Genomic DNA, 19430 nt, shown 5'->3' with positions numbered 1-19430 from the left:
GAGGACTTTTTGTGATAAAAGTAGCAATAGGCTCTAACGACAAGATACATTTATCAGATAAGCATTTTGGCATGAGCAAGTATTTTATAATCTTTGAAGTAGATGAAAATAATAGCTACAAAAAAGTTGAAGGAAGGGAAAATCCCTATGGGGGAGATAAACATAAACATGCTGAGACAGATGAGATAATGGAAGTTTTAAAGGACTGTCAAGTTTTTATTGGCAAGGCAATGGGTAAAGAGAGCCAAAGGAGAATAAAAGAAGAATGGAATAAAACTCCTATAGTAGCGAAAGATGTAGACACTGTTGAGGAAGCTATAGAACTTTATTCTAAAAAATTTTTGTAAAGAAAGGAACGATTGTTATTTAATATTTTTTTACGATAGCCTTTATCTTTTCCAATTGTCCTATTTTGGGATAAAATAAGCTTTTTGATATTTTCAAGGCTATTTACAGCTTCAGAGGGATTGTCAGGTACTTTTCCAGGATAAAGTTTATATAAATTTTTATACTCATCTATACCTATATTTGGCATTATTACATTAGCTCCACACTTTAGTCCTTTAATATAACCTGCTTTGTCTTTAACAGCCAAAGCAGTAGTAGCAGGTATGTTAATGTCAGGCAATAGTAGTCTTGATAAAGCCAACATTTTTAATACAATTTCCACATTGCCGCCTTTTTCCCTTTCTAAAGGTGTGTTTTCGCAAGGTATAAAAGGACCTATTCCTAGCATATCTGCATCTATTTTTTTAAAGAATATGAGGTCTTGTGCCAGCATTTCTAACGTATAAAACAATTGTTAATAAAAAATCAATAAAATTGTTAAACTATTTTCTTAACAAATTTTTGATATTTTATTGACATAAGTTTATTATAATCCTATAATTTACGTAGAGGTACCCTACAGGGTAGGGGGTAGTTTCTAGCAAAATGCAAAATATAGGAGGTAATAGAAGTGATGGAAACTGATGTTTTGGTCATTGGAGGAAGCGCAGGTGGAATTTTAGCAGCTTTATCTGCTAAAAAAACTTACAAAGATAAGAAAGTTACTGTTGTAAGAATGGGAGAACGGGTAATGGTTCCTTGCGGTATTCCGTACATTTTTGGAACATTAAAAGACACATCTAAAAATGTTATACCCGATGCAATGCTTACCAATGCTGGTATTGATTTAATAATAGATGAAGTTCTTTCAATTGATAGGGAAAACAAAAAAGTTAATGCTAAAAAGAGTGGAGAAATTTCCTACAAAAAACTAATTTTAGCGACAGGTTCTTTGCCAATAGTTCCTACTTTTATACCAGGGCATGACTTAGAAAATGTATTTACAATAAAAAAAGACGAAGAATACTTAAAATTTGTTCAGCAAAAGATTAACGAGGCTCAGGATGTTGTAGTAATTGGCGGTGGATTTATTGGTGTTGAAATGGCAGAGCAGGTGCAACTTCTTGGCAAAAATGTAACAATAATTGAGGTTGCTGACAAGCTTTTGTGGCAAGCCTTTGACCCTGAATATAGTGATATGGCAGAAGCTACATTAAAAGAACATGGTATAACAATAAAAACAAATACAAAAGTTACAAAACTTATAGGGGATACAAAAGTAAAAGAAGTAGAACTGCATACAGGTGAAAGAATAAAAGCTGACGTTGTCATATTAGCTATGGGAGTGAAACCAAATACTAAGTTAGCTGAAGCTGCAGGTATAAAACTCAATGAAAGAGGAGCAATAACAGTTGATGAATACATGAGAACTAACGATCCAGATATATTTGCTGTTGGTGACTGTGCAGAAAAGAAGTGTTTCTTTACAAGAAAGAATGTTCCTATACTTCTTGCCTCTACTGCGGCTAATGAGGCAAAAATTGCAGGTGTAAATGTATTTCAATTAAGATTGGTTAGGGAAAATAAAGGTACAATAAGTGCTTTTTCTACAAAGATATACAATACTGCTTTTGCTGCTGCAGGTCTTACAGAAACGCAAGCAAAAGCTGAAGGCTTTGATATAGTAATCGGAGAATTTAGCACAATGGACAAACATCCTGGAACTTTGCCTAATGCAAAGAGTGTGAAGATAAAATTGATTTTCTCAAGATATTCTGGAGTCATGTTAGGAGCTCAAATAGCAGGAGGAGAAAATGTTGGTGAAATGATTAATATTTTAAGTCTTGCAATACAAAAAGGAACAACAGCGTCAGAATTAAATACCTTCCAAGTGGCGACACATCCACTACTCACATCTTCTCCTGTGTCATACCCAATAAATTCAGCTGCTTTAGATGCTATGTCAAAGATATGAGAATTTTAAGAATTAAAAAAACAGGCCAAATTTGGTCTGTTTTTTTAATGCCTATTGTTTTCGCTATTTTTTCGTGTTATAATTTTTAAAAAAGTAACACCGTATTATACTACTCGTATACATTATACATGGACCGATAATAGTAAAAATTTATTAATGGAGCATTCCTGTAATGAATAAAAAATAAGGAAGAATGAACTTTGAAAAAATAAGTACCTCCTGATAAAATACAGAGTGTAAGTTCTAGAACTTACCTCGAATTATCAAAATAAACAGGAGGTACCTAAAATGAAGTATACACAAAATGAAAAGATTTTGCAAGTAACAGAAGACACATTAATTGCGGGAGTAGACATAGCAAAAGAAAGCCATTATGCCAGAGCATTTGACTACAGAGGAGTAGAATATGGGAAATACCTAAGATTTGAAAACAATAGAGAAGGTATGACAAAATTTTTTAGATGGGCAAAAGAGTTGATGGAGAGACATAAGAAAAACAAACTAATAGTAGGGATAGAACCGACAGGGCAATATTGGCTATGTTTTGCCCAATACCTTAAAGACAATAACATAAAGGTAGTATTGGTTAATCCATTTCATGTAAAGAGGAGCAAAGAATTAGATGACAATTCTCCCACAAAAAGCGATAAAAAAGACCCAAAAACAATAGCAATGCTAGTAAAAGATGGGAGATATGTAGAGCCGACAATACCTGAAGGAGTATATGCAGAATTAAGGGTAGCGATGGACATAAAAGACAGGTTGAACAAACAAATAGGGATGACAAAAAATCAAATAACAAGATGGATGGACATATACTTTCCGGAGTTTAACACCGTATTTTCAGACTGGGAAGGGAAAGCAGCACTTATCACATTAAGAGAATTTCCAACGCCTGAGAAGATAGCAAAAAAGAGTGCTGAAGAAATAATATCGATATGGAAGAAAGAAGTACAAAGAGGGGTAGGAGAAAAAAGGGCTATAAAGCTGATAGAAACTGCTAAGGAGAGCATAGGGAAGAAGCAGGGCATAAAGATGGCGGAATACGAGATAAAGACTCTCATTGAACAATACGAATTTCTCAAAAAACAAATTGAAGAAATAGAGAAGAAGATAGAAGAATTAATAGTTGAGATACCAGGGGTTAAAGAACTACTAGAAATCAAAGGGATAGGAGTAAATACAGTAGCAGGTTTTATTGCAGAAGTAGGAGATATTGAGAAATATGAACATCCAAAACAGATACAAAAACTAGGAGGATTAAACCTAGTAGAGAATAGCTCTGGTAAACATAAAGGAGAAACGACAATAAGTAAAAGAGGGAGGAAGCGATTGAGGAGAGTACTATTTAATGCAGTAATGGCCTTGGTTGCAAAAAACGAAGAGTTTCGTGAACTACACAAATATTACACTACCAGAGCGCAAAACCCGCTAAAAAAGAAGCAATCACTAATAGTATTGTGCAACAAACTGATAAGGGTATTTTATGTCATATTAAAAAAAGGAGTAAAATATGACCCAATCAAGATGATGAAGGACATAAAGAGGCCAGCCTTACAGGAAGCTGCATAAAAAGTGCTAACATACTATCAAATCAATTAAGGGTTAATCATCTTCTCTTCAGCTTTAAATTACTCACATCTAAAAAGCTGACCCTTAAGAAGAATTAATTTTTAGGGAAAACGAAAGTGTGAACGACGTGACATAAAAGGTAAAGTAAGGAATAAAACAAAAACAACTAGTCAAGATGGTATATTGACAACAAGAGCGGGAATTGTCATACAAGAATAATCACCATACGGGCAAAGACCCTGCAATGGAGCAGAAATGACATCCACCTCATGGCAGGTAGAACGAAGGAATTAAGGACTAAGATCCAGTGAGACATGGGAGGGTAAACCCCATGAGATAAGTGGAGCTATCCCGCCATAATATGGAAATAGGATATGAGGTTTATTAAACTTACCTATTTAATGGTTAGATAAGTAAGAAATGATAATATAAGCCATGAGATGCTCTTGTTGTGATGAGAAAATTAAAGAAAAACTAAGATATTAAGAGAAAATAAAAGATAATAGAGGGAGGGGTAATTAGTGTCAAAACAATTAAAAAAATTTAATGGAATAGTTGTTATTTTGTTAGTGATTGTCATTTCTTTGACAGCTTGTAGTAAAGCTTCACAAAATCAATCTCAAACTTCTCAAACTTCCAAGGAAACAGTTCAAACAGTTACAGATTTAGTTGGAAGACAGGTAGAGATAAAGACCCCAGTACATAAAGTTGTAGGGATAGGTCCAGGAGCTTTAAGACTTATAACCTATATAGATGGGATTGATAGAGTCGCAGGAGTAGAAAATATAGACAAAAAACTTGTAGATGGTAGAACCTACAATATGATTTTTCAAGAGAAATTAGCTCAACTTCCTACTATTGGACAAGGTGGTCCTGATTCTACAGCAGATGCAGAGAAATTAGTTGAAGTAAATCCTGACGTTATTTTTGTGATATCTTTGCTCGACAAAGCCAAAGCTGATGACTTGCAGGCCAAAACAGGAATTCCTGTGGTAGTTTTAAGCTATGGCAAACTCGGTACTTTTGAAGAGGATGTATATACCTAATTAGAGATTATAGGAAAGATTATGGGAAAAGAGGATAGAGCTAAAGAAGTAGTTGACTACATCAAAGGAATTCAAAAAGATTTACAGGACAGGACAAAGGATATATCAGAGGATAAAAAGCCAACTGTTTATATAGGTGCACTAGGATTTAAAGGTGCACACGGTATAGAGAGTACACAAGGGAATTATCCGCCTTTTATGGCTGTAAATGCAAAAAATGTAGCTGATACTTTAGGACAAAAAGGAAGTATCATGATAGAAAGAGAAAAATTATTAGATTGGAATCCTGATATAATATTCATTGATGAAGGGAACTTTGATTTAGTTAAACAAGATTATCAAAAAAATACTGATTTTTATAAAAGTTTGAAGGCTGTTAAAAATGACAATGTATATGGAATTTTACCTTACAACAATTACACTACAAATATTGACACAGCTTTGGTAGATTCCTATTGGGTTGGAAAAGTTCTTTATCCAGAAGCATTTAAAGATATCGATCCTGTAGAAAAGGCAAAAGAAATTTATAGTTTGTTTTTTGGAGATTACGGAAAAAATGTGTATGACAAAATGGAAGAAGTGTATGGGGGTTTTGAAAAAATTAAGTTTTAGAGTATAACATAATTCCTCCGCTTTTCGAGTGGGGGAATTACAAAGATAAGGGGATGAAGCTTTGAGACAGTCATTTATATATACTGTACCGGATAGCTATAATAAATATATCAAAAGAAAAATATTGATTATATTTTTAACAGCTTTGGCTACATTTGTACTTGCAGTATATGCTATAAATGCAGGTTCGGCTGGCATTAGTACCTATGATGTCATAAAAACGTTGTTAGGTAAGGGAGAAGAGAGATTTCGTATCATAGTTTGGAACATTAGGATGCCAAGGGTTTTAACAGCAATTGTAGCAGGAATTGGTCTTTCAGTTGCAGGATGTGTAACCCAAAGCATTTTAAGAAATCCCTTAGCCTCTCCTTTCACTTTAGGTATTTCTCAAGGAGCAGCTTTTGGAGCAGCAGTAGCTATAATTGTGTTTGGTGCAGGTAGTACTGCAAATTCTGATTCTGTGATTATAAACAATCCTTATTTGGTAGTTTTTTTTGCTTTTTTGGGTTCAATGGGTTCGACAATAGTCGTATTGATGTTGGCAAAAAGCTTTAGAGTAACTCCTGAAGCGATGGTTTTGGCAGGAGTAGCTTTAGGGTCTTTGTTTTCAGCTGTTACTATGATTTTGCAGTATTTTGCTGATGATGTAAAAGTGGCTTATGTAGTTTTTTGGACATTTGGAGATATAGGAAGGGCATCATGGAAGGATTTGGGCATAATGTCTGTAGTTGTAGGTATTTCTCTGATACATTTTATGTTTAACAGATGGAACTATAATGCTTTAGACAGTGGAGAAGAAACGGCAAAAGGTCTTGGAGTTGACGTGGAAAGAGTAAGATTATTAGGCATGTTTGTCTCTTCTTTAATTGCTGCCGTTATTACCTCTTTTGTAGGAATTATAGGCTTTATTGGACTTGTTGGACCTCACATAATGAGGAGATTAATTGGAGGAGACCATAGATTTTTGATTCCTGCTTCTTCTGTAATGGGAGGTTTAATACTTTTAGCATCAGACACTTTAGGCAGAACTATTATTTCACCGGTAGTATTACCTGTGGGCGCTATAACCTCCTTTTTGGGAGCACCGGTTTTCCTCTATGTGCTTTCAAGGGGGTATAAGAGATGATTTTAGATATAGATGGTATTGAATTCAGTTATACCAGTGTACCCGTTTTAAAAGATGTTAAATTTACTCTTCAAAGAGGAGAGTTACTTTCTATTTTAGGAAACAATGGGGCGGGGAAATCTACTCTTTTGAAGTGTATAAATAAAATTCTAAAACCTCACAAAGGAGCAATATATATCGAAAAAGATGAAATTTCAAAATTAAGTAGAATAGAGGTAGCTAAAAGAATAGGATATGTGGCGCAAAGGAATGAGAATGGTCGATTTACTGTATTTGATGCGGTACTTTTAGGAAGAAAACCTCATATAAAGTGGGATGTGACTGAAAGGGATATAAAGATTGTAAATGAGGTGTTAAAAAAATTTGATTTAGAAAAATTATCACTGTGCTATTTAAATGAGTTAAGTGGAGGAGAATTGCAAAAGGTAGTCATAGCGAGGGCTTTAGCACAGCAACCTATTGTAATGCTTTTGGATGAGCCGACGAATAATTTGGATTTGAAAAACCAAATCGAGGTTTTAAGAATTGTGAAAGAGACAGTGAAAGAGCAAAATATAGCAGCAATTGTTATAAGCCACGATTTAAATTTGGCACTTAGATTTTCTGATAAATTTTTACTTTTAAAAGATAATACCATTTTTGCTTATGGTGGAATGGAAGTCATGACTGAGGAAAATATAGAAGCTGTTTATGGTATACCTGTTGCAGTAGAAAAATGCCGTAATATACCAATAGTTATACCACTCTAAATTGTAGAAAGGGGTAGTTTAGCTTGAATTTAATACCAATAGGAATTATTCACAGTCCTTATACAGACAAGGGGGACGGTTCCTTCCGTCTGAGTTTTCGGACATGGGGAACCGTCCCTTCCGTCTGAACTTTCATTCCACTTTAACGGAAAGGAAGGGATAATTGCCGTGGAATTGATACATATAGGTGTGATACACAGTCCCTATAAAAAGAGAGGGGAAGCGCCTCATCAAGGAAGGGTGAGCGATAAGGAAGCAGTGTTGGAAATATATCCTGAGTTTCAAGAAGGGCTTCAGGATATAGAGAGTAAAAAGCACATAATAGTTCTTTACTGGTGCCATTTAGGGAAAAGAGATGTCATAAAAACTGCCACTCCATGGGGGCCAGAGATAAAAGGAGTATTTGCCACTCGTTCTCCTTCAAGGCCAAACCCTATAGCTTTTTGTGTGGCTGACCTTGTAAAAATTGAAGGAAATAAACTTTATGTAAAAGGTGTGGATGCCTTAGATGGAAGTCCTATACTGGATATAAAGCCTTATGTTTATGAACTTGACAGCATAAAAGGTCCAGAGGATACATTGTAATATACCCTTCAATACAGTTAAAATATGTGGCAATACGCTGCGGAGAATGAGATAAGATTTAAAGGCGGGAAAAAGGTCTGTATAGATTGCTTTGAAGAATAATCCCCTTGCACAGGGGAGAGGGATATGCTATAATTTTTTTAGCGAATATTGTATACAGTATACAAGAGGTGAATAAAATGAAGTCAATTTATACCTGTGGAGTATGTCCAAAAAAGCCTTGTGCTAAAGGGGAGGGGAATTTTCCTAAAAATTGTCCTACTATTGAAAAAAGAGATATTGTAGAACAGTCAGTTGCGATATACAAACAAGATGAAATGGTTCATAAGATAATGAACTTCGCCAATACTCTTCCTAAGAAGGAAAATGGAGAATTGAGAAGTAGGGCAGAAGAAATAATAGAGTTTATTAAGCAGATGGGATTTAAAACTATTGGCGTTGCATTTTGTTATTCTACGAGTAAAGAAGCGAAACAATTTGTAAAATTATTAGAACAATATGATTTAAAAATTGTTCCTGTTTGCTGTAAAGTCGGTTCTATTGATATAGAAGATATAGACATTCAAAATAGGGATGTGCAAAATTAATTAAAATAATCATAATCAAAAACCAAAATATGTATTACATACAATATATAGTAATCAACACTGACAATCAAACATAAAGGAAGTGGTAAGGGAAAAGAAAAGACAAAAAGAGGAGCTAAAAAAGGGCATAAATATCCTGTAGAAGTCAAATGTTAAAAAATGGCATGAAATAGATTCAATAAAAATTAGGCCGATTGCATCAAAGCAACAAGAGATCTAAACTCATCAAATTTACCCAGTTTAATAGCTACAATAGCGACAGTAAGCAAAGTAATATGGCCAAAAGTATTAAGGTTGCTGACAGAATTAATATTTCTAACATAAGCTTTTTCAAAATCTAGAGCTTTAAAGCGGGAATTATATCTTTCTGATTCAATCCTCAATTTATAGACAGCCTTAAAATATAGGGAGTCTCTATTAATAGAGGACCTATAATCAGAAGATATAATAGCATACTTAGTACAGCCTCTATGCTTTTTGCCATTAAAATATTTAGGATGCTGAATAGGGCAGGCAGAGTCATCTTTAGAATTACAGAACTTGCAAACAAATTTTTGCTTAATAAAACCATCAAAATATTGCTTGCCATCTTTGAGCATTTTAATACCTGCTTCACAAACCATATAACCATCATCAGTCAGTGGGGGATTTTTAGAATTACGCTTGTTAAGAGGAATAAAACAATGACCATGGAGAGTATCTCTAACAAAATTATAAACTCTCTTAACATCATACCCCTTATCGGCAATAAAATTAACATACTTAAGGTTAAACCACTTATTAGTCTTCTCAAGCAAAGATAAAGCGGCTTCAAAATCAGGGGCATCAGCGGGGGTAGTAGTTTCAGCGATGGGTAAACCAGAGATAGCATCAACAATAATGTGATTTTTATAGCCCCAATAAAACTTATAGCGTTTATTAGAAGAATCGTTAGAAGCAGAATAAACGCCTAATTTACAATCCTTATCTGACTTAGGCTGATTATCTTTAGAGAATTTATTTTTAGAAAAAGACTTAGGGTTATTTAACTTAGTGTTAGCTTTAATAGGGGTAGAATCCATGGAAATAAACTCACCGGAGATAATACCCATATTTTTGAGGATATTGACCTGATTTTGAAAAATAGAGGTCAAATAATCATGAGAGAAGTCATTAATAAAACGGCGAAAAGTCCAATAAGAAGGAAGAGGTTTAGAAATGTCGAAGCCACAAAGATGAGCAATGATAAGATTATTGCGGAGATAATCTAAAAGGTCAGAAATTGTGCCGAATCTTTCAGCTTTCATGACAATAAAAGCTCTAAAAAGTGCATGGTGAGAATAACCCTTACGGCCAGGACTAGAGGAAGGGAATTCAGGTATTGAAGACAGGTCAAGATTTTCAAACATAGAAGAATAGAAATCAATTTTAGACTGAGAGGTAAAGAGTTCAGGTATATTTAAAAGCAATTGAAGCTGGTACATGTAGAATTTCCTCCTTCTTAAAAAATTTTTTATAGTGTATATATAATAATTCGACAAATGGGAGGGGAAATCCTACATAAAAGATAAAAAATTCAAGAGTGATAGGAAAAAAGTATGTCTGTAGAATGGCTTAAATTAAGGCTTCTGAATTTTGCACAAGTCTACATTCAAAAAGATAAAGAGGGATTTGTTGCTACTTGCAATCCTATAACACAGGCAGAGATAATGAACCAAGAAAATACAGAACTCAATGTAGTAATAGGTCTTTGCGTAGGCCATGACATACTTTTTAATAAATATTCTAAAGGGTTAGTCACAACACTGGTGGCAAAGGACAGAAAATACGCTCACTGTCCTGTAAAAGGATTAGAACTTGTTAATGTGTAATTTAGTATAAAGAGGCATTATACTTTTTGTATGAAGCCTCTTTTTTTATTAACATATGAATTAGAAAAAATAAAAAATAGGTAATTTTCAATAAAGGAATGCAATTTAACTCGGTATTGGTGGATGAGATAAACAATGCCTTGTGGAATAAATGGGAAAAAATGTACTAATAATTATTGACATATGTCAATAAAATGTGTATATTTAAATTGAACATATGTTAAAAATATGGTGGTCTATGATGTATAAAAACAAAAACGATTTGATGTCATTAATAATAAAAACATTGAAAGCAAATGGCTTAAAGATAACTGAGAAACGCCAAATTTTAATAGAGGTATTTTTGAAGAGCCCTAATATTCACTTTGATTTTGATACACTCCTTGAGGAAGTTAGGAAAGAATGGTCCCATTATGGTGTAGCAACTCTTTATAGGAATTTAGGAATTTTTGTAGATAAGGGAATATTATCAGAAAATATAATAGGAAACAAAAAATACTATGAACTTAAAATGTTTAACAAAAAAAGATTCACGCTCATTTAATTTGCAAATATTGTGGTAGTATAGACGAATATTACAGCCCAAATTTGGTAAAGTATATAAAAATGATAGATAAAAAATATGACTTTGATGTGTATTATGGAGAATTGAATTTTTATGGAATATGCAGTAATTGTAAAAGGGCTATAAAAAATGATTTAAAATAGGCAAAAATAATGGCCTATTTTAAATCATTTTTTGTATTGACAATGAAAGAAAGCAGTGGTATACTACATGTTGGGGATATTAATAAATAATATACTAGATTTTGTGCAAAAGAGAATATACACAGATACAGGTGCCCAATTTCAAAGGGGAATTGGGTTAAAAGGGAAGCAGGTGAGAATCCTGCACGGTCCCGCCACTGTGATGGTGAGCTCTTTACAAAAAGCCACTGTCTGTTCAAACAAAAGGAACCGTCCCCGATGTTTGAAAGGTGGGAAGGCGTAAAGAGCGATGAACCTAAGTCAGGAGACCTGCCTGTATTTGGATTACACTTGCTCTACGGTCGATAGAGGAGGTGAGGTACTTTGCACACCTCTTAACTTGCCGTAGAAGTTAAGGGGTTTAATTATTTTTACAAAAGAATGGAGGTTTAAAATCATGAGAATTGCTATGAAGGTTATAAAAAGAGATGGAAGGGAAGTTGAGTTTGATAAGATAAAGATTGCAAATGCTATATACAAAGCTTTTAAGGCAGTGGAAGAAGGGGAATACAAAGATGCCCTTGAAATAGCAGATGAAGTGACAGAGTACGTAGAAAATAATTTAGAAGGAATAGCCAGTGTAGAGCAGATTCAAGATATTGTAGAGCAATACTTAATAAAGCATGGTCATGCTAAAGCGGCAAAGGCCTATATTTTGTACAGAAAACAGCATCAAGAGATAAGAGAATTTAAAAAAATGTTTATGGACATTGAAAAAATGGTGGATGAATACATAGGGAAACAAGATTGGAGAGTAAATGAAAATAGCAATATGAGTTATTCACTTCAAGGTTTAAATAATCATATCTCCAGTACGATAACAGCTCATTACTGGTTAAACAAAATATATCCTCCAGAAGTTAGAGATGCCCATGTAAATGGAGATTTGCACATTCATGACTTAGGCCTTTTATCTGTGTATTGCTGTGGATGGGATTTAAGGGATTTACTGCTTTCTGGATTTACAGGGGTAGAGGGGAAAGTTCAAAGCAAACCTCCAAAGCACTTTAGGTCCGCTCTTGGACAGATTGTCAATTTTTTCTATACACTTCAAGGGGAAGCAGCCGGTGCACAAGCTTTTTCTAATTTTGATACCTATTTGGCACCTTTTATATATTACGATAATCTTTCTTACAAAGAGGTTAAGCAAGCTTTACAGGAGTTTATATTTAACATAAATGTTCCAACTAGAGTGGGATTTCAAACTCCTTTTACAAACATAACTATGGATCTTGTGGTACCGGAGATTATGGCAGATGAACCTGTTATAATTGGTGGTCAATTGATGGATAAAACATATAAAGAATTTCAAAAAGAAATGGACATGTTAAATATAGCATTTGCAGAAGTTATGATGGAAGGAGATGCCAGCGGGAGGATATTTACTTTTCCAATACCTACTTATAATATAACTAAAAATTTTGACTGGAATAGTCCTGTCATAAATAAAATAATGGAAATGACTGCGAAGTATGGTTTACCCTATTTTAGCAATTTTGTAAATAGTGATTTAGATCCCAATGATGTGCGTAGTATGTGCTGTCGGCTAAGGTTGGACAACAGAGAATTAAGAAAGCGTGGAGGAGGGCTTTTTGGAGCGAATCCTCTTACAGGTTCAATAGGAGTTGTAACAATAAATATTCCAAGAATTGGATATTTATCTAAATCAAAAGAAGAGTTTTTCCAAAGGTTAGAAAGGCTTATGGATATTGCAAAAACAAGCCTTGAAATAAAGAGAGAAGTTTTAGAGAAAATGACTGAAATGGGATTGTATCCTTATTCAAAATTTTACTTAAGAGATATAAAAAAGAGATTTGGATTTTACTGGAAAAATCATTTTAACACGATAGGACTCATTGGAATGAATGAAGCACTATTAAATTTCATGGGAGTAAGCATAGCCAGTGAAGAGGGAAGGAAATTTGCACTTGAAGTATTAGATTTTATGAGGCATAAATTAGAACAATATCAATTAGAATCTAATTTCATGTACAATTTAGAAGCCTCCCCTGCAGAAGGAGCTTCCTATAGATTGGCTAAAAAAGATAAAGAATTATTCCCCGACATAATAACTGCAGGTAGCGATGTGCCTTACTATACTAATTCAACACAGCTTCCTGTAGACTTTACGGAAGATATATTTACTGCTTTAGACTTACAAGAAGAGTTACAAACAAAATACACAGGAGGTACAGTATTTCACGGATTTATTGGAGAGAGTATAAACGATGTGAACACCTGCAAAGCTCTAGTCAAAAAAATAGCTTATAATTATAGAATTCCTTATTACACTATAACTCCAACTTTTTCAATCTGTGAAGACCATGGGTATATTTCTGGGGAACATTTTGAATGTCCTTACTGTGGGAAAGAATGTGAGGTTTACAGCCGCGTAGTTGGATATTATAGGCCAGTAAAGAATTGGAATGAAGGGAAGAAAAAAGAGTTTAAGGACAGAAAGGAATTTGTTGTATGATGTACGATTTTATGCCTGTTTCTTTTGCTGATTTCCCAGGAAAAATTGCAGCCACTGTTTTTGTAAGTGGCTGCAATTTTAAGTGTCCTTACTGCCATAACTCTTATTTAATTCAAATAAGGGAAGGTATACGGAGTGAAAAGGAGTTTTTTGATTACCTTAAAAAGAGAGCAAATTTAATAGAAGGAGTGTGTATTACAGGCGGAGAACCTACTCTTTGGAAAGGATTACAAGATTTTATAAAAAATATAAAGGATTTAAATTTTAGTGTTAAGCTTGACACTAATGGATCAAGGCCACAAGTGTTAGAAGATCTATTAGATGAAGGATTGCTCGATTATATAGCTATGGATATAAAAGCGCCAATAGAAAAATATGGCATATTTTTAAAAAACAAAAAAGATATAGATAATATTCAAAAAAGTGTAGAGATAGTTAAAAATTCTAATATAGATTACGAATTTAGAACTACTGTAAATGACAAACTACTTACTTTAGAAGATTTTGAGGCTTTAGCTGATTGGATTTCTCCTGCAAAAAGGTATGTTTTACAAAGGTACAAGTATGCTGAAGGAGTATTAGATAAGGAGAAAAGTGAAATTCAAGATTATGATATTAGCTTTTTAAAAAAAATAAAAGAAAAACTGAATGGAAATTTTGGCGAAATATTAATAAGAGAATGAGAGAGGCACCTCTCTCTTTTTATTTTTCGGAAAAATGAACTTGATAATGGACATAAATTAAAAATGGATTTATAATGTATTTAGAAACATTTGTTTTTCTAGGGAGAGAGGGAATAGGATGGCTAGCAATATACATATTTCAATAAATTACCAGATATTAATTTTGTTGATTTTAGCAATATTTTATTTATTAGTGCATAATGCAGGAAAGGAAAAATATATTCTATTTTGGGGAAGTGCATGGGGACTTGATTTAATAAGATACGCCATGGAATATGCAATAGAATATGGGGATATGCCTAATACATTTTTGATACAGGTGATAGTATATGGTTTGCTTGTAATAAGTTCTATATTGTTTACTTATGGTTTTCAATCTTTTTTTGAAGTAAATTTTTTGCAAAAGGGTTTATGGATTATTTCACTAAGTTTAGGGTGGTATGCAGTAAATAAAATTTTAGAAAGTAGTAATTATATAGCTGTGATTCCAATGTATATTTTTTTAGGGGTTATGAGTATATTTTCTGGTACATTGATATTTAAAAATTTCAAATCCTCAAAAGTGATTTCTAGTTTAGTCATAGGAATATTACTTATTTTAATGGGCATTCGTGAGATTACATTTCCCGTTATAAAACACTTTAATTTGATAAATTATTTAGTTGATTTTGACCTTTTGTATTCCTTAAAAGTTATATTAGCGATTGCTTTACTGATGCATTTCTATGAAATTGCAAGCAATATATTAGCTATTATTTTTCACAAACAAGAAGAACTTATGAAATCTTTGAATAAAGAAAAAGAATGGCTTCGTGTTACATTAAAGAGCATTGGAGACGGAGTTATTGCTACGGATGCAAACGGCAATATAGAGTTTATGAATCCTACTGCAGAAAAGCTTACAGGGTATAAAGAAGGAGAGGTATTAGGAAAGAGAATTGATGAGGTTTTTAATATAATCAATGAAGATACAAAAGAGAAGGTAGAAATTCCAATAGAAAAAGTTTTAAAAACTGGTGAAATTACAGGGCTTGCAAATCATACTGCTTTGATATCAAAAGATGCTCGTGTGATATCCATTGCCGATTCTGCTGCTCCCATAAAAGACTCAGAGGGAAATGTAATTGGGACAGTTATGGTTTTTAGAGACATAAGCGATAAAAGAGAGTATGAAAAGCTATTGAAACAGTATGAATTTATTGTAGAATCTTCTAATGAAGGAATTGGGAGTTTTGACCTTGAAGGCATTATTCAAACTTGGAATAAAGGATGTGAAAAAATATACGGCTATAAAGCTGATGAAATGATAGGCAAGAGCATATACACTTTGATGCCAGATTTTGAAAAAGAAAAAGTCAAAAATATTTTACAAAGATTGTTAAAAGGAGAAGAAATAAAAAGTTATGAAGGAATGCGGATTACAAAAGAGGGAAAAACTATACATGTGCTTGTTTCACTTGCTGGTTTAAAAGATGAGTTAGGTAGATATATTGGTATATCTTTTATTTCCCGTGATATTACAAAAAACAAAAAAACCGAACAAATTTTAAGAAGATATAAACTGCTTTTTGACAATATAAATGACATAATTTTATTTGCAAGATATGAAGATGGCAAGATTATAGAGGTGAATAAAGCTGCAATAAAGGCTTATGGCTATGAAATGGAAGAACTTTTAAAGATGGATATTTTTGAGCTTTGTAATTGTGAGAAAGAGGAGTTGACTCAATTGTTAGATGTTGAAGCTGAAAGGGGTGTTTTGCTGAACTTACAACATAAGAGAAAAGACGGTAGCGAGTTTTATGTGGAGGCCAATGTAGTAAGTGTTGATTTTGAAAATGAAAAGCTTATTATGACGATAATAAGAGATATAACAGAAAGGAAGTTAGCGCAAGAGAAGCTTGAGCACTTGGGCACCCATGATATACTTACTGGCCTTTACAATAGAAACTTCTTTGAAGAAAAATTAGCTTTTGTTGATAAACAGAATATAGTGCCGACTGGTTTGATAATTTGTGATGTAGACGGATTAAAACTTATCAATGATACAATAGTACATAAGGCAGGAGACATGCTTTTAAAAACAGCGGCGGATGTGCTGAGAAAATGTTTTAGAGGACAGGACATTATCGCCCGAATAGGAGGAGATGAATTTGCTGTAATACTGCCTAACGCTAGCATTGAGATTGTAGAAGAAGCGGTTGATAGAATAAGAAAAATGGTTGAAAATAGTAAATTTACTTTTGAAAAAGAAAACATACCTTTAAGTATGTCAATAGGCTATGCAGTGAAGAATAATAGTTTTAAAAAAATTGAGGAAGTTTTTAAAGAAGCAGATAATAACATGTATAGAGAGAAGCTATTTCATAAAAGAAGCAGTTATAGAAAAGTATTAGATTCTATCTTAAAGATGTTTGAAATACGACAGCCTAAGCTACAAAAGCATCTAAATGCAGTCAAAGAAATTTTAGCAAACTTTGCCGAATATTTAAAACTTTCTCAAGTGCGGATAAAAAATTTAGAGCTTCTGGCTGAGTTTCATGATATTGGAATGATAGGAATTTCAGATAAAATACTAGATAAGGTAGATAACTTAAATGAAGAAGAAAAATTGGAATTTCAAAAACATTGTGAAATAGGTTATAGAATCGCCATGTCTTCCCCTGATTTAGCTCACCTTGCGGATATGATTTTAATGCATCATGAATGGTGGAATGGACAAGGTTATCCACTTGCTGTAAAAGGAGAGGATATTCCTTACGAATGTAGAATTTTGGCTATAGTAGATGCTTATGTGCAGATGATAGATGAAGAAGGGAAGGGGCTTTCTAAAGAGCAAGCGCTAAAAGAGATTAGAAAGATGGCGGGGATACAATTTGACCCTATTCTTGTTGAAAAATTTTTAGCCTTTATGAAGGATTGATATTTTTCTTTAAAAAGTATAAAATATTAAAGTAATCGTCATTTATTAAACAATAGGGTGTGATAAAATGCCAAGACCTCCAAAATGCAGATGGGTTAGAAGTGAACCAAATGTAACTCATTTTAAACCAGTAGGTGTGCCTATGTCTATGTTAGATGAAGTTATACTAACAGTAGAGGAATTAGAGGCTATAAGGCTTAAGGATTTGGAAGGTTTAGAGCAAGAAGAATGTGCTGATATGATGAAGGTGTCGAGACCCACCTTTTTTAGAATAATCAATTCAGCTAGACAAAAAGTAGCGGATGCTTTAGTTAATGGTAAAGCGATAAGAGTGGAAGGTGGAAATTACAGAGTTTATGAAGAAGAACAAAGAGGTCATAGAGGTATGCGCCATAGGCATGGCCACTGGGGTGGAGAAGATTAAAATTCTATTAAATTTTCATATATTTTTACAAAACCTTTCATATATATAGTATAATTAATGCTGTGAATTAGAATTACTATATATATGAAAGGATGGAGTAAATGGACCTTATAAAAAACTTCATTGATATTGTATTGCATCTTGATAAGTATTTAGGCAGTGTTATTCAAACTTATGGCACATATACTTACAGCATTTTGTTTTTTATTATTTTCCTTGAGACTGGCTTTGTGGTGACGCCTTTTTTGCCTGGAGATTCTCTTCTCTTTGCAGCAGGGACTTTTGCAGCAATTGGCAGTTTAAATATATTTTATGTCGTTATACTTTTGGCCTTTGCTGCCATATTAGGAGATACAATAAACTATCATATAGGGAAATTTGTGGGGGGAAAAATTTATGAAAGAGAAAACCTACGGTTAATAAAAAGAGAGCATTTGCTGGAAGCTCGTGACTTTTATGAAAAGTATGGTTCTATTACTATTGTTGTAGGAAGATTTATACCAATTATTAGAACTTTTGTCCCTTTTGTAGCGGGTATTGGACAAATGAGATATTTTAAGTTTTTATTTTACAATGCATTAGGAGGAACGCTGTGGGTTTTACTTTTTACTTTAGGTGGGTACTATTTTGGGAATTTGCAAATAGTGAGAGACCATTTTGGATTGGTGACAATTGCGATAATTGTCATATCGTTAATACCCGCAATTATAAGCTTTTTAAAAAGGAAAAAACGTTGATGCAGGAAGTTTTTGATAAAATGTGTGCTGCTTCGATATAATATTTATTTAATATATTTTAAATTTTATGAAAGGGGAAGATGGATTATGGGCCTGTTTGGAACTAAAGGTGAGACTATCGTTATAAATGTTAAAGGAATGTCATGCAATCATTGCAAAATGTCTGTCGAAACTGCACTAAAGAAATTAAATGGGGTATCGAAAGCTATTGTTGACCTTGACAAAGGTAATGTTACGGTAACATATGATCCTGCTAAAGTTTCTGTAGATGATATGAAAAAAGCAATTATTGATACCGGATATGAAGTATAATACCTATTAAAAAATTTAAATGAAAGAAAAGCATTGAATGAAATATCAATGCTTCAGTTTGTTGACAAAGTCAAAAAATTTTAAAATAGGATATTTTGCATCGTCACTCCGATGTTCCAAAGCGACAAAACTAAACTCGACCTTCGGGTTCCGGCAGGGTACCGGGCACATTCGACATCCCTGTCTTAGTGCCCGCCTCCGCCATCCGTGGCTACGGCCCTGCCTCCACCCTCGGTCTTGTTAAGTTTTGTTGACGCTTTGTCACAAGTCGCACCGATTGCAAAATATCCTATTTTCGAAAGTTTGTCTACAGTCTGAAGCATTGAATGAAATATCAATGCTTTTCTTTGCGTTATCTTGGTTTAAATGTTGTGCATTCTGTTTCTGCACTAGTTTTTGCAGACATTACTTTTGAATTTATTTCAATCGATGGAGCATGACATTTCATATCTTTCCAGTAACTACAAGTATTTACTGAACATTTAACTACATTTTCTGCTGACATGTGACACACCTCGCTTTTTATTATCAAAAATAGTATTTGCATATATTATTTTATTATACCTTTCTGAAAACAAAATAACAGGGTGTTTTGCGCAGCTTAATGGCAATTCTTAAGAAAGAAAAAACATTAAAAATTAATGGTAATATTTATAAGAGTATTAAAACAAAAATAGCAAAAAGTTTATAAGCTTTTAA

General features: G+C 33.4%; 15 protein-coding genes, 5 pseudogenes and 1 riboswitch. Of the genes and pseudogenes, 17 read left to right on the top strand and 3 right to left on the bottom strand.

Features of this window, described 5'->3' with window-relative positions:
• The first annotated feature begins 11 nt into the window (after nt 1-11).
• Nucleotides 12-347 carry a NifB/NifX family molybdenum-iron cluster-binding protein gene (locus EB239_RS12090; RefSeq protein ID WP_003870840.1) on the top strand — a complete coding sequence of 112 codons (336 nt, stop codon included), beginning with the start codon at nt 12-14 and terminating at the stop codon, nt 345-347.
• Here EB239_RS12090 and EB239_RS12085 read toward each other — a convergent pair.
• Nucleotides 326-790, bottom strand: a pseudogene (locus EB239_RS12085) ([FeFe] hydrogenase H-cluster radical SAM maturase HydE); the annotation flags it as partial. The gene EB239_RS12090 and the pseudogene EB239_RS12085 overlap by 22 nt on opposite strands.
• Before the next feature lie 171 nt (nt 791-961).
• Here EB239_RS12085 and EB239_RS12080 point away from each other — a divergent pair.
• From EB239_RS12080 to EB239_RS12050, 7 genes and pseudogenes are all read left to right on the top strand, one after another.
• The gene (locus EB239_RS12080) at nt 962-2302 is read left to right on the top strand and encodes an FAD-dependent oxidoreductase (RefSeq protein WP_003870842.1); all 1341 of its coding nucleotides are present in this window, start codon (nt 962-964) and stop codon (nt 2300-2302) included.
• 288 nt (nt 2303-2590) lie between these two features.
• On the top strand, nt 2591-3874 hold the full coding sequence (locus EB239_RS12075) for an IS110 family RNA-guided transposase (protein WP_003869362.1): 1284 nt from the start codon (nt 2591-2593) through the stop codon (nt 3872-3874).
• A 521-nt stretch (nt 3875-4395) separates the two neighbouring features.
• Nucleotides 4396-5532, top strand: a pseudogene (locus EB239_RS12070) (iron ABC transporter substrate-binding protein).
• Between the two features lie 61 nt (nt 5533-5593).
• Nucleotides 5594-6658, top strand: a complete 1065-nt coding sequence (locus EB239_RS12065; protein WP_003871145.1) for a FecCD family ABC transporter permease — start codon at nt 5594-5596, stop codon at nt 6656-6658.
• Nucleotides 6655-7407, top strand: coding sequence for an ABC transporter ATP-binding protein (locus tag EB239_RS12060; RefSeq protein WP_003871146.1), 753 nt, complete (start codon nt 6655-6657; stop codon nt 7405-7407). Before EB239_RS12065 ends, EB239_RS12060 begins: the two co-directional genes overlap by 4 nt.
• A 168-nt stretch (nt 7408-7575) precedes the next feature.
• The gene (gene tsaA, locus EB239_RS12055; protein ID WP_003871147.1) at nt 7576-7992 is read left to right on the top strand and encodes a tRNA (N6-threonylcarbamoyladenosine(37)-N6)-methyltransferase TrmO; all 417 of its coding nucleotides are present in this window, start codon (nt 7576-7578) and stop codon (nt 7990-7992) included.
• 179 nt (nt 7993-8171) lie between these two features.
• Nucleotides 8172-8558, top strand: a pseudogene (locus EB239_RS12050) (DUF1847 domain-containing protein); the annotation flags it as partial.
• Between the two features lie 206 nt (nt 8559-8764).
• Here EB239_RS12050 and EB239_RS12045 read toward each other — a convergent pair.
• The gene (locus EB239_RS12045; RefSeq protein ID WP_003869920.1) at nt 8765-10042 is read right to left on the bottom strand and encodes a transposase; all 1278 of its coding nucleotides are present in this window, start codon (nt 10040-10042) and stop codon (nt 8765-8767) included.
• A 162-nt stretch (nt 10043-10204) separates the two neighbouring features.
• Here EB239_RS12045 and EB239_RS12040 point away from each other — a divergent pair.
• From EB239_RS12040 to copZ, 9 genes and pseudogenes are all read left to right on the top strand, one after another.
• Nucleotides 10205-10429 (top strand): annotated as a pseudogene (locus tag EB239_RS12040) (DUF1847 domain-containing protein); the annotation flags it as partial.
• Between the two features lie 241 nt (nt 10430-10670).
• The gene (locus EB239_RS15105; protein WP_003870557.1) at nt 10671-10973 is read left to right on the top strand and encodes a Fur family transcriptional regulator; all 303 of its coding nucleotides are present in this window, start codon (nt 10671-10673) and stop codon (nt 10971-10973) included.
• Nucleotides 10958-11029 (top strand): annotated as a pseudogene (locus tag EB239_RS15100) (Fur family transcriptional regulator); the annotation flags it as partial. The gene EB239_RS15105 and the pseudogene EB239_RS15100, both read left to right, overlap by 16 nt.
• Before the next feature lie 220 nt (nt 11030-11249).
• A riboswitch (cobalamin riboswitch) is annotated at nt 11250-11468 on the top strand.
• 105 nt (nt 11469-11573) lie between these two features.
• The gene (locus EB239_RS12030; protein WP_003870556.1) at nt 11574-13652 is read left to right on the top strand and encodes a ribonucleoside triphosphate reductase; all 2079 of its coding nucleotides are present in this window, start codon (nt 11574-11576) and stop codon (nt 13650-13652) included.
• Nucleotides 13649-14335 carry an anaerobic ribonucleoside-triphosphate reductase activating protein gene (locus EB239_RS12025; RefSeq protein ID WP_003870555.1) on the top strand — a complete coding sequence of 229 codons (687 nt, stop codon included), beginning with the start codon at nt 13649-13651 and terminating at the stop codon, nt 14333-14335. Before EB239_RS12030 ends, EB239_RS12025 begins: the two co-directional genes overlap by 4 nt.
• Nucleotides 14336-14453: 118 nt before the next feature.
• The gene (locus EB239_RS12020; RefSeq protein ID WP_003870554.1) at nt 14454-17258 is read left to right on the top strand and encodes a PAS domain S-box protein; all 2805 of its coding nucleotides are present in this window, start codon (nt 14454-14456) and stop codon (nt 17256-17258) included.
• Between the two features lie 67 nt (nt 17259-17325).
• The gene (locus EB239_RS12015) at nt 17326-17682 is read left to right on the top strand and encodes a DUF134 domain-containing protein (protein ID WP_003868064.1); all 357 of its coding nucleotides are present in this window, start codon (nt 17326-17328) and stop codon (nt 17680-17682) included.
• 101 nt (nt 17683-17783) lie between these two features.
• A complete protein-coding gene (locus tag EB239_RS12010) occupies nt 17784-18419 on the top strand; it encodes a VTT domain-containing protein (RefSeq protein ID WP_003870553.1) in 636 nt (211 codons plus the stop codon).
• Between the two features lie 87 nt (nt 18420-18506).
• Nucleotides 18507-18731 carry a copper chaperone CopZ gene (gene copZ, locus EB239_RS12005; protein WP_003868066.1) on the top strand — a complete coding sequence of 75 codons (225 nt, stop codon included), beginning with the start codon at nt 18507-18509 and terminating at the stop codon, nt 18729-18731.
• A gap of 352 nt (nt 18732-19083) precedes the next feature.
• On the opposite strand, the gene EB239_RS12000 is transcribed toward copZ, so the two are convergent.
• A complete protein-coding gene (locus tag EB239_RS12000; protein WP_003870552.1) occupies nt 19084-19236 on the bottom strand; it encodes a DUF1540 domain-containing protein in 153 nt (50 codons plus the stop codon).
• Nucleotides 19237-19430 lie beyond the last annotated feature (194 nt).

Source organism: Thermoanaerobacter ethanolicus JW 200, assembly GCF_003722315.1.
GTDB classification, from domain to species: domain Bacteria; phylum Bacillota; class Thermoanaerobacteria; order Thermoanaerobacterales; family Thermoanaerobacteraceae; genus Thermoanaerobacter; species Thermoanaerobacter ethanolicus.
This window is presented reverse-complemented; position numbering and strand designations above follow the sequence as displayed.